Here is an 11,909-nt window from a genome sequence, read left to right as displayed (position 1 = left end):
CAGCCCGCCTCCTTCCCCTCGCTACTTCCGCCTTCTGACAATGAGTCTGTCTGACGGCTTTCTCTTCCTGGTCTTGTAGCCTAGCGTCGGCTTGCCCCATGGCGTGAGAGGCGACGGATGCCCTATGGGTGCGCGGCCTTCTCCGCCGCCGTGCGGGTGGTCAACGGGGTTCATCACGACGCCGCGAACCTCCGGTCTCCATCCCATGTGGCGCTTCCTGCCCGCCTTGCCGACGCGAACGATCTCGTGCTCGACGTTGCCCACCTGACCAATGGTAGCCTTGCACTCGAGGCGCACCAGCCGGACCTCTCCAGAAGGGAGCCTCACGTGCGCGTAGTCGCCCTCTTTCGCCATGAGCTGCGCACTCATGCCTGCAGCCCTTGCGAGCTGGCCTCCTTTTCCGGGAACGAGCTCAAGGTTGTGGATGATCGTTCCCACCGGGATGTCGCGCAGCGGGAGGGCATTGCCTGGCCTTATGTCGGCGCCCGAGCCGGACATTACCTTGTTGCCCACCTCGAGCCCGAGCGGCGCCACGATGTACCTTTTCTCACCATCCGCGTAGTTCAATAAGGCGATCCTCGCGGAGCGGTTCGGATCGTATTCGATGCTCGCCACAGTCGCGGGCACCCCGTCCTTGTCGCGCCTGAAATCGATGATCCTCAGCTTCCGTTTGGCGCCACCGCCCCTGTGCCTCACCGTGATTCTGCCGTATACGTTGCGGCCGCCGGTCTTCGGGTTGCGCGCGAGAAGAGACCTCTCGGGCTCCTTCGCGGTGATCTCCTCGAACGTAGGAGCGGTCATGAACCGCCTCCCCGGAGTGACCGGCCTATACCTCTTCACTGCCACCTTTCGCCCCTCCTCAACTCACCGATACCGCCAGAGGGGGAGCCGACTGACACAGCCGGCTGCTACAGGGACTACACACCCTCAAAGAGCGGGATCTTGTTGTCCTTCTCCAGGGTCACAACAGCCTTCTTGTACTCGGGGGTCTTTCCCTCAAACCTGCCCATCCTCTTCGTCTTGCCCGGCACGCGGAGGGTGTTGACCTCCTTCACCTTGACCTTGAAGATCTCTTCGATAGCCTCTCTTATCTCGGTCTTGGTCGCCCTTACGTCGACCATGAAGGCGTACTTGTTCTCCTCAAGCTGCCTCGTGCTTTTCTCAGTGACGAGCGGCCGCTTGATCACGTCTCTGGGTGACTTCACTTGGAAAGCACCTCCCCGACCGCTTCCACCGCCTCGCGCGTAAAGACCAGCTTTTCGTGGTCCAGGATGTCGTAGACGTTAAGGGCCGATGGCACCAATGTCTTGACGCCGGGCAGGTTCCTCGCTGAAAGCTCCACGTTTCTGTCGGGCTGCCGCGTCACGACGAGCGCTGTCCCGTCCGCATCCAGTTTCTCCAGGACGGTCGCGATTGCTTTCGTCTTCGGCTCCGGAAGCATCAGGCTCTCGAGGACGACCACCTCGTTGGCTTGGGCCTTCGATGAAAGCGCTGACAGGAGAGCCAGCCTTCGAACCTTCTTCGGGAGTCGGTACGCGTAGTCCCGCGGGACAGGTCCGAACAACGTGGCTCCTCCCCGCCACAGCGGCGATCTTCGGCTCCCATGCCTGGCTCGGCCGGTCCCTTTCTGCCTCCAGGGCTTGATCCCTCCGCCTGATACCTCTCCTATGGTCTTCGTCTTTGCGGTCCCCCGCCGCCTCGACGCAAGCTGCATTACGACCGCCTCGTGGAGAACGGCCTCGTTGACCGGGACGCCGAAGACGGAGTCAGGCAGCTCGTATTCGCCTATCTTTTCACCGTTCATGTTGTACAGAGGCGCTGTTGGCACTTGCTCCCACCTGCCTCACTTCTTCTTTTTCACGGTGGTCTTGACTGCCTCTTTCACGAGGAGCAAGCCTCCGCGTCGTCCCGGGACGGATCCCTTGACCAAGAGAAGGTTTCTCTCAGGATCCACCTTCAGGATCTCCAGGTTCTGAATGGTCACGCGTCTCGCGCCCATGCGCCCCGGCAGCTTCCGCCCTTTGAACACGCGTGCCGGGTCTGTCGCCCCAAGGGAACCGACTCTTCGATGGTACATCGAACCGTGAGCCATCGGGCCCCTCTTGAAGTTCCACCGTTTGATGACGCCGGCGAAGCCCTTACCAAGCGACGTGCCGATTACGTCCACCCGGTCGCCCTTGTTGAAGATGTCGACCTTGATCTCGGCGCCAACATCGTAAGAGCCGTCGTCTTCCTTCACGCGGATCTCTCTCAGGTACCGCCTGGGCTTGACGTGCGCTCTCTTGAAGTGCCCCCGCTCCGGCTTCGTCAGGAGGCCTTCCCTGATGTCCTCGAAACCGAGTTGAATGGCTGAGTAGCCGTCGGTATCCTTCGTTTTCTTCTGGACGACAACACACGGCCCGGCCTCTATCGCGGTCACGGGGATGACCTCCCCGTCTTCGCCGAACACCTGGGTCATGCCTAGTTTTCGTCCGAGTATGCCTTTGGGCATCTGCCCCGCACCTCCCTGCTGTACATGTGGCTTGCGTCTCCCCCTGAGGGCATGTGTATCCGCCCCGCCTCGGTCACAAGGCTAGAGCTTGATCTCGATGCCCACTCCGGCAGGAAGGTCCAGCCGTATGAGGTCGTCAACGGTCTTGGGCGTGGGATCGATTATGTCAATAAGCCTCTTGTGAGTCCTCATCTCAAATTGCTCACGCGAGTCCTTGTCGACGTGAACCGACTTCAGGACGGTGAATATGCTCTTCTCAGTCGGAAGCGGTATGGGACCGGAAACCCGCGCCCCGCTGCGCCTGGCCGTTTCCACGATCTTCTCCGCCGACTGGTCCAATAGACGGTGGTCGAACGCTTTCAGCCTTATCCTGATCCTTTGCTCAGGCATGTTCAGCATACCTCCCAGTCATCGCCTGATCATGTTGACAGACGTACTCCGCCGGAATTCCCCTGCCGCGCAGGCAACCTCCGGCATCATCGCTCCGAGGGGCAGGCCGCGCCAGTGAGCCGCTCCGGCGTGCCTGCCCCGTTTCCTCCCTCGGTCGCGACGCCTCGCGAGGCGGGCGCTCCCGATGAATCGCCCACGCCCCTACGCGATTATCGACGTAACCACGCCCTTGCCGACCGTGCGGCCACCCTCGCGGATGGCGAAGCGCAGGCCTTCCTCCATGGCGATGGGCGTGATGAGTTCGATGGTCATCCTGATGTTATCCCCGGGCATGACCATCTCGACTCCCTCAGGCAGCATCGCCGTGCCCGTTACGTCGGTCGTCCTGAAGTAGAACTGCGGGCGGTAACCGGTGAAGAACGGCGTATGACGGCCGCCCTCCTCCTTGCTCAGCACGTACACCTCGGCGGTGAACTTGGTATGAGGCGTGATGGACCCGGGCTTCGCGAGCACGTGACCTCTTTCGATCTCGTCCTTGTCGATACCCCGGAGCAGCACGCCGATGTTGTCGCCCGCTTGGCCAATGTCGAGGGTCTTGCGGAACATCTCAACGCCGGTCACAACGGTCTTCCTTGCCTCATCGCTGAGGCCCACTATCTCCACTTCGTCGCCCACCTTCACGACGCCGCGCTCGACCCTGCCCGTCGCCACGGTGCCACGGCCCGTGATGGAGAACACGTCTTCCACGGACATCAGGAACGGCTTGTCGACGTCGCGCTGAGGAGTCGGCACGTATTCGTCCACCGCGTCCATGAGCTTCAGGATGCCACTGCACCACTTGCAATCGCGGCTGCCGCATCCGCATTCGAGCGCCTTGAGAGCAGAGCCCCTGACAAACGGGATCTCGTCTCCCGGAAACTCGTTCTTGGAGAGTATCTCCCGCACCTCGATCTCAACCAGGTCTATGAGCTCCTCCTCGCCCTCCATCCTGTCCACCTTGTTCAGGAAGACCACGATGTAAGGCACGCCGACCTGCCGCGCGAGCAGCACGTGCTCCCTCGTCTGCGGCATCGGCCCATCCTCCGCGCTCACCACGAGGATCGCGCCGTCCATCTGCGCCGCGCCCGTGATCATGTTCTTGATGTAGTCGGCGTGGCCAGGGCAGTCGACGTGCGCGTAGTGCCTCTTGTCGGTCTCGTACTCCACGTGGCACGTGGAAATGGTGATACCACGCTCCCTCTCCTCAGGGGCATTGTCGATCTCTTCGAACTTCTTGTAGACAGCCTTGCCGTGCTTGCTCAGGACCAGCGTGATCGCCGAGGTCAGAGTGGTCTTGCCGTGGTCGATATGCCCGATGGTCCCCACATTCACGTGTGGCTTTGTCCTCTCAAACTTCTGCTTGGCCATTCTCAAGTCATCCTCCCTTGGCATAGGTCTTGACTCTACTACGAGTACCTCCCGCGCGCGGACACGGCCTCAGCGATCTGCGCGGGAACCTCTTCATAACGATCGAAATGCATGACGTAGGTTCCTCTCCCCTGCGTGAGCGAACGCAAATCCGTGGCGTACCCGAACATCTCCGCAAGAGGAACGTGGGCCCGAATGATCTGAGTAGGACCCCTTCTTTCCATGCCCTGAACCCTGCCACGCCTGGCGCTTATGTCGGCGATGACGTCGCCGGTGAATTCCTCCGGAACGACCACTTCCACGCGCATCAGAGGCTCCAACAAGACAGGGTCGGCCCGCCTCGTCCCGTCTTTGACGGCCATGGACGCCGCTATCTTGAAGGCCATTTCAGACGAGTCCACCTCGTGATAGGTTCCGTCGAACAGTGTCACCTTGACGTCCACGATGGGGTAGCCGGCAAGCGTGCCAGACTCCATCGCTTCGCGGGCACCAGCCTCCACCGCTGGAATGAATTCCTTGGGTATGGCGCCTCCCGTCACTCTGTCTTCGAACTCGAACCCGCTCCCCGCAGGCAGCGGCGACAGCAGCAGCTTCACGTGGCCGTACTGGCCTCTGCCGCCCGTCTGTCTGATGAACCTGCCCTCGGTTTCCACTGCGGACCGTATGGTCTCCCTATAGGACACCTGGGGCTTGCCCACATTGGCCTCCACTCTGAACTCGCGGACGAGCCTGTCTATGATGATTTCCAGGTGGAGCTCGCCCATGCCCGATATCACGGTCTGCCCCGTCTCGGGGTCCTGCCTGACGCGGAAGGTCGGGTCTTCCTCAGCCAGCTTAGCCAGAGCGGCGGCCAGTTTGTCCTCGTCCGCCTTGCTCTTGGGCTCCACCGCTACCGAGATCACGGGCTCCGGGAATTCTATCGCCTCGAGAATCACGGGCTTCTCCTCGTCGCTGAGCGTATCACCGGTGCCGACCTCCCGCAGTCCCACACCAGCGACGATGTCTCCGGCACGGGCCTCGTTTATGTCTTCGCGGTGGTTCGCGTGCATCAAGAGGATCCGCGCCAATCTTTCCTTCTTGTTCCTCGTCGCGTTGTAGACATAGGACCCCGCCCGCACGACCCCCGAGTAAATCCGGAAGTACGTCAGCTTGCCGACGTACGGGTCCACCGCTATCTTGAAGGCGAGAGCGGAGAAAGGCTCATTATCATCTGGTGCCCTCGCCTCCTCCTCTCCGGTCTTGGGGCTGACCCCCATGACGGGAGGCAGATCGTTCGGAGAAGGGAGGTAATCTACCACTGCATCCAGAAGAAGCTGGACTCCCTTGTTGCGGAAGGCGGCGCCGCACAGCACAGGGACTATCTTCACGGCGAGAGTAGCTCGCCGGAGCGCCTGCTTGAGTTCGGCGGTGGTGATCTCTTCACCCTCAATGTACTTGGCCATAATGCCGTCGTCGGCGTCGGCGACAGCCTCGATGAGCTCTTCGCGGCGCTTCGAGGCTTCCTTCCGAAGTTCGGGAGGTATGTCCGTGACCTCCTGCTGAATGCCTAGGTCGTCAAGGTAGAGCACTGCCTTTTGTTCAAGGAGGTCGACGACGCCCTTGAAGCTGTCCTCGGATCCTATCGGGATCTGCAGAGGAACCCCGCGGGCGCCGAGCCTTCCACGAATCATCTCCACTGCTCGATCGAAGTCCGCTCCGACTCGGTCCATCTTGTTGACGAAGACTATCCTCGGAACGCGATACCGATCCGCTTGGCGCCACACTGTCTCCGTCTGCGGCTCCACGCCACCCACGGCGCACAGCACGGCGATCGCACCATCTAGCACGCGAAGCGACCGCTCAACTTCCATAGTGAAGTCCACGTGCCCGGGCGTATCTATGATGTTGATACGGTGCTCCTTCCAGAAGCATGTGGTGGCAGCCGCGGTTATCGTAATGCCGCGCTCTTGCTCCTGAACCATCCAGTCCATCGTCGCGGCGCCATCGTCCACCTCTCCGATTCTGTGCACCCGCCCCGTATAGAAGAGGATGCGCTCGGTGGTCGTCGTCTTCCCCGCGTCGATGTGGGCCATTATGCCGATGTTTCTAGTTCTCTCGAGGGGGAACCTCTCGTCCACCTTCCATCCCCTCCTTTCATGTCAGGCTGCGAATGCAACACTTGAAGCCGGACGCGACTTCCGTCCCCCCGCCCCGGTGGGGGCTCACCATCTGTAATGGGCGAACGCCTTGTTTGCCTCGGCCATTCTGTGGGTGTCTTCCTTCTTCTTGACGGAAGCCCCCTGGCCAGCGGACGCGTCAAGAATCTCCGCCGCGAGCTTCTCAGCCATGCCCCTCTCTGCCCTAGCTCGCGCGTTCTGCACCAGCCACCGCAGCGCAAGCGCGGTACGCCTCTCGGGACGCACCTCGACGGGAACCTGATAGGTGGAGCCGCCGACCCTCCTGGGCCTCACCTCGAGCACGGGCATGACGTTCTTGACCGCTCGCTCGAAAACCTCGACCGGCTCCTTGCCGGTCTTCTCCCGGACGATATCCATCGCCCCGTAGAAAATCGACTCCGCAACGCCTTTCTTGCCCCTCAAGAGCAGCTTGTTGATCATTTGGGCCGCTAGGACGTTTTGAAACACTGGATCTGGCACAGGCTCACGCTGTACCACTCCGCCCCTCCTGGGCATCCGCACCCCTCCCTTCAAAAGAAGCATTCTTCTTAGTATCAGTATCCGAATGGCCTAGCCGGCGCCGGCGCATGCCGGCTACGGCCAAACCAGACAAACACTTGCCGCCTCCAGAATGACTCGTGACGCTTACGACTTGGGTCGCTTGGCTCCGTACTTCGAGCGTCCCTGCTTTCGGTTGGCAACCCCGGATGCGTCGAGAGTCCCACGGACGATGTGATAACGGACCCCAGGGAGATCCTTCACCCTTCCGCCTCTGATGAGCACTACAGAGTGCTCCTGGAGGTTATGGCCGATTCCCGGGACGTACGCAGTTACCTCGAGTTGGTTGGTGAGCCGCACCCTGGCGATCTTGCGCAGCGCGGAATTCGGCTTCTTGGGCGTGGTAGTCCTCACGACGGTGCATACTCCTCTCTTCTGAGGAGATCCCTTCGCCGTGAATTCCGACCGCCTGGTGAAAGAATTGTAGTGCCACCTTAGAGCTGGAGCGGAAGACTTCTCCGCCACCTTCTCGCGGCCTCTCCGGACTAGCTGATTGATGGTTGGCATCCGACTTGGCACCTCCTTCCCTTGAGTCCTTCACACATAACATGCCCCTTCCACCTCAAGGTGCAAGGGGCATGCAGGATCGTCTCCTCCGGTCCTTTGGACTTCGGCCCTAATCCATCAGGATTGCGGCCGAAGCTGCACCTACTTCTATTCCGCATGCTTTCCCGAGTTGCGCCATGGTATCTACGTGGACGACCTTGACACCATTTGCCTTGCACAACTCTATTACGTTCCTTATGACTCGCTCCTCAGCATCCTTGGCCAGGTAGATGACTCTTGCTTCTCCCCTTTCGAGAGCCTTGATGGTTTGCTTCGTGCCCACAGCCTTACGCTTCGCCATCTTCAACTCATCGTGGGACATCTTGCGTCTTCTTTCCTCCTTGGAGCCCTTCTCCCAGACCCAAGACACCCGAGGACATGGCTTTTCACACACGTTCACATTTTAGCATCGACCCACAAGCGTGTCAATAATCCTTCGAGAGTTAGCCTTTCTAGCGCTCGCGCTCGCTCTCGCCCTCTACGTTCGCCTTGGCCTGCGAGACTTCGCCCATGGCGCGGCTCGTCGCCCCGGGAGCAGTGCCTACCGATTCCAGAGTCGGCCCGCCCGCGTCGAATACGTCTTCGAGAAGGTCCGGCCCCTCTTCAGTTCGCTCCGCCTCTTCGCCCTCTTTCACTTCGCCGTCCCTGTCTGAAGCTGCAACTTCGGATGCTTCTCCATCCGCCGCCGGTTCAAGGGCTCTCTCGTCAGGTTGCGCTTCGCCGTCTGACTCAGCGGGCTTCTCTCGCTCATCGCGGGCCTCCTCAGGCAGCACCAGCTTGACGCCGCGGTAACGCGTCATGCCTGTTCCGGCCGGGATCAGTTTCCCGATGATGACGTTCTCCTTGAGCCCGATGAGCGGGTCTGTTCGCCCCTTGATCGACGCCTCCGTAAGCACACGCGTCGTCTCCTGGAATGATGCTGCCGAAAGGAAGCTGTCGGTGGCGAGAGACGCTTTCGTTATGCCCAGGATGACCGGGCGCGCCGTCGCCGGACGCCCACCGGCTTCGACGACACGTCTGTTCTCGTCCTCGAAATCGAACATGTCGACGAGCCCGCCCATGAGCAGGTCCGTGTCACCCGGATCGTCCACCCGCACCTTGCGAAGCATCTGTCGGATGACCACTTCTATGTGTTTGTCGTTGATCTCGACGCCTTGCGACCTGTATACGTCCTGTACTTGGCGAACGAGGTAGTTCTGGACCGCCCTGACGCCCTTGACCCTCAGTATGTCGTGGGGGTTTAGCGAGCCCTCGGTGATCTGGTCGCCGGCGCTGACTCTGTCGCCCTCCTTGACCTCCAGCCTGGCGCCGTATGGCACGGTGTACACCTTCTCGTCTCCCTGTTCGGTGCGGACGATGACCTTACGCGTGCCTTTGGCCTCGGTCACGCGCACGACGCCGTCGACCTCGCTGATTATCGCCTGACCCTTGGGCTTCCGCGCCTCGAAGAGCTCTTCCACCCTCGGGAGACCGTGCGTGATGTCATCGCCAGCCACACCGCCGGTGTGGAACGTCCTCATCGTGAGCTGCGTGCCCGGCTCCCCAATGGACTGAGCGGCGATTATGCCGACTGCCTCGCCTACCTCCACCATCCTTCCGGTCGCGAGGTTGCGTCCGTAGCACTTGACGCACACGCCGTACCTCGTTCGGCAAGTGAGAGGAGAACGCACCTTGACCTCTTCGATGCCCAAGAGCTCGATCGCCTTGGCGTGCTCCTCGAGGATCTCCTCCCCGGCCCTCACGAGCACCTCGCCGGTCTCGGGATTCACTACGTCCTCGGCAGCGACGCGTCCGACCGCTCGCTCGCGCAAAGTCTCGACTATGTCATCGCCCTGCCTGATGGCCCCCACGCTCACGCCGTCATCGGTGCCGCAGTCCTCCTCGCGGACGATGACGTCCTGAGCCACGTCCACGAGACGCCTCGTGAGGTACCCCGAGTCCGCGGTCCGGAGCGCCGTGTCGGCGAGGCCCTTTCGTGTGCCGTGAGTGGAGCTGAAGTACTCGAGCACCGTAAGGCCCTCGCGGAAGTTGGCCTTGATCGGAAAGTCGATGGTCCGCCCGGACGGGTCCGCCACGAGTCCCCTCATCCCGGCCAGTTGGCTGAGCTGTGAGACGTTACCTCGCGCCCCGGAAGTCGCCATCATATACACCGGGTTGAACTTGTCGAGGTGCGCGAGCATGGCTTCCTGGACCCTCTCCCTGGCTTCGGTCCAGCGGTCTATCACCAGCTGGTAACGCTCGTCGCTCGTGATGAGCCCGCGCTTGTGCTGCTGCTCGATGGCCTCGATCTTCTTTTCGGTTTCCGCTATGATGTCCTGCTTCTCCGGGGGAATGTTGATGTCCTCGATGCCCACGGTGGTCCCGGACTGAGTCGCGTATCTGTATCCGATTCGCTTCAAGTTGTCGAGGATCTCAGCCGTCCTCGTGTTGCCGTACTTTCGCTGGCACATCGCCACTAGTTGTGCGAGGAACCCCTTGCTCGTCGGCCGAGTCGCCGGCGCCTCCCTTATCTGATCGAGAATGGGCCTCCCACCTCGCGCCTCGATGAGCGTGCCCGTGAACACCGTCTCGTCCACTGGGTTCTCCACGGCGTTGTTGATGTATGGGAAGTCGTCAGGGAATATCGTGTTGAACACGAGCTTTCCGACGGTCGTGACGAGGAGCTTTCTCTTCCTGTCTTCGGTGTTCATCCCCAGAACGTTCTTATGCGCGGGCATCCTCACGGCGATGCGCGCGTGTAGCGATACGGCGCCCTCAGTGTAGGCCATCATCGCCTCGTCGGCGCTCGCAAAGACCTTTCCCTCACCCTTGGCTCCCTGCTGTTCCAAAGTCAGGTAGTAGCAGCCGAGGACGAGGTCCTGCCCGGGGGTGGCGATAGGCTTGCCGTGCGCCGGTGAAAGGATGTTGTTCACCGAAAGCATCAGCAGCCTCGCCTCGGCTTGCGCCTCCGCGGAGAGCGGAACGTGCACAGCCATTTGGTCACCGTCGAAGTCGGCGTTGTAAGCCGCACAGACCAGTGGATGGATCTTTATGGCCTTGCCCTCTACGAGCACGGGCTCGAACGCCTGGATACCCAGTCGGTGCAGGGTCGGCGCACGGTTGAGCAGCACCGGGTGGTCCTTGATGACCTCCTCGAGCACGTCCCACACTTCGTCGCGCACCCGCTCCACCATTCTCTTGGCGCTCTTGATGTTGTGAGCGTAACCCCTGTCCACGAGCTTCTTCATGACGAAAGGCTTGAAGAGCTCGAGCGCCATTTCCTTGGGAAGGCCGCACTGGTGAAGCTTGAGCTCAGGTCCAACTACTATCACCGACCGGCCGGAGTAGTCGACACGCTTCCCCAAGAGATTCTGGCGGAAGCGTCCCTGCTTGCCCTTGAGCATGTCAGAGAGCGACTTGAGCGGACGGCTGCCCGGGCCGGTCACGGGCCGTCCGCGCCTCCCGTTGTCGATGAGCGCGTCCACTGCCTCTTGGAGCATGCGCTTCTCGTTCCTGACGATGATGTCAGGCGCCTTGAGCTCCAGAAGCCTTTTCAGACGATTGTTCCTGTTTATGACCCTACGATAGAGATCGTTGAGGTCGGACGTGGCGAACCTGCCTCCATCCAGCTGCACCATGGGACGCAGGTCGGGAGGGATGACGGGAATGACGTCCAGAATCATCCGCTCTGGTCGATTGCCCGACTTGCGGAAAGCCTCCACGACCTCGAGGCGCCTTGTGGCGCGCAGCCTTTTCTGGCCTGTGGAGTCCCTAATCTCGGCGCGAAGTTCCTCCGCTAGCTCGTCGAGGTCGATCTCCTCGAGGAGTTTCTTTATGGCCTCCGCGCCCATGCCTGCCTCGAACAGGTTCCCGAACCGCTCTCGATGCTCACGGTACTCAGCCTCCGACAGAAGCTGCTTCTTCGTTAAGGGCGTGTCGCCCGGATCGATCACGATGTAGGATGCGAAGTACACGACCTTCTCGAGAGCGCGCGGCGACATGTCGAGCAAAAGCCCCATCCGGCTCGGAATGCCTTTGAAGTACCAAATGTGCGTTACGGGCGCCGCAAGCTCGATGTGACCAAGGCGCTCGCGCCGCACCTTGGAACGGGTCACCTCCACACCGCACTTGTCGCAGACGATTCCCTTGTAGCGCACCCTCTTGTACTTTCCGCAATGGCATTCCCAGTCGCGGGTTGGCCCGAAGATCTTCTCGCAGAACAGCCCCTCGCGCTCGGGCTTGAGCGTGCGATAGTTGATCGTCTCCGGCTTCTTCACCTCGCCGCTCGACCATTGCCTGATCTGCTCAGGGGACGCGAGGCCAATACGGATCTTGTCGAAGTTGTTAACGTCTAGCACCGGCCTCTCCTCCTCTCCCGCATC

General features: G+C 61.1%; 11 protein-coding genes. All 11 read right to left on the bottom strand.

The window, feature by feature from the left end; translation table 11 throughout:
• Positions 1-21 precede the first annotated feature (21 nt).
• Positions 22-846 carry a 50S ribosomal protein L2 gene (gene rplB / locus NUW12_11670; GenBank protein MCR4403406.1) on the bottom strand — a complete coding sequence of 275 codons (825 nt, stop codon included), beginning with the start codon at positions 844-846 and terminating at the stop codon, positions 22-24.
• Positions 847-917: 71 nt separating this feature from the next.
• Entirely contained in the window at positions 918-1,205 is a 288-nt protein-coding gene (gene rplW, locus NUW12_11665; GenBank protein MCR4403405.1) for a 50S ribosomal protein L23, read from the bottom strand.
• A complete protein-coding gene (rplD, locus tag NUW12_11660) occupies positions 1,202-1,828 on the bottom strand; it encodes a 50S ribosomal protein L4 (GenBank protein MCR4403404.1) in 627 nt (208 codons plus the stop codon). Before rplD ends, rplW begins: the two co-directional genes overlap by 4 nt.
• Positions 1,829-1,843: 15 nt before the next feature.
• Positions 1,844-2,491, bottom strand: coding sequence for a 50S ribosomal protein L3 (rplC, locus tag NUW12_11655; protein ID MCR4403403.1), 648 nt, complete (start codon positions 2,489-2,491; stop codon positions 1,844-1,846).
• 81 nt (positions 2,492-2,572) lie between these two features.
• Complete coding sequence (gene rpsJ, locus NUW12_11650) at positions 2,573-2,881, bottom strand: 30S ribosomal protein S10 (protein MCR4403402.1); 309 nt, start codon at positions 2,879-2,881, stop codon at positions 2,573-2,575.
• 201 nt (positions 2,882-3,082) lie between these two features.
• A complete protein-coding gene (gene tuf, locus NUW12_11645) occupies positions 3,083-4,288 on the bottom strand; it encodes an elongation factor Tu (protein MCR4403401.1) in 1,206 nt (401 codons plus the stop codon).
• Between the two features lie 38 nt (positions 4,289-4,326).
• Positions 4,327-6,405, bottom strand: coding sequence for an elongation factor G (fusA, locus tag NUW12_11640; GenBank protein ID MCR4403400.1), 2,079 nt, complete (start codon positions 6,403-6,405; stop codon positions 4,327-4,329).
• Positions 6,406-6,489: 84 nt separating this feature from the next.
• Positions 6,490-6,960 (bottom strand): 30S ribosomal protein S7, encoded by a 471-nt coding sequence (gene rpsG, locus NUW12_11635; GenBank protein MCR4403399.1) that lies wholly within the window; start codon positions 6,958-6,960, stop codon positions 6,490-6,492.
• Positions 6,961-7,089: 129 nt separating this feature from the next.
• On the bottom strand, positions 7,090-7,509 hold the full coding sequence (gene rpsL, locus NUW12_11630; protein MCR4403398.1) for a 30S ribosomal protein S12: 420 nt from the start codon (positions 7,507-7,509) through the stop codon (positions 7,090-7,092).
• A gap of 109 nt (positions 7,510-7,618) precedes the next feature.
• Complete coding sequence (locus NUW12_11625; protein MCR4403397.1) at positions 7,619-7,870, bottom strand: ribosomal L7Ae/L30e/S12e/Gadd45 family protein; 252 nt, start codon at positions 7,868-7,870, stop codon at positions 7,619-7,621.
• Positions 7,871-8,000: 130 nt separating this feature from the next.
• Positions 8,001-11,885 (bottom strand): DNA-directed RNA polymerase subunit beta', encoded by a 3,885-nt coding sequence (rpoC, locus tag NUW12_11620; protein ID MCR4403396.1) that lies wholly within the window; start codon positions 11,883-11,885, stop codon positions 8,001-8,003.
• Positions 11,886-11,909: the final 24 nt, after the last annotated feature.

It is taken from the genome of Bacillota bacterium, from assembly GCA_024653485.1.
In the GTDB taxonomy this organism is placed as follows: Bacteria; Bacillota; SHA-98; order UBA4971; family UBA4971; genus UBA6256.
Note: the sequence above shows the minus strand (reverse complement) of the source record. Positions and strands in the feature narration are given on the sequence as shown.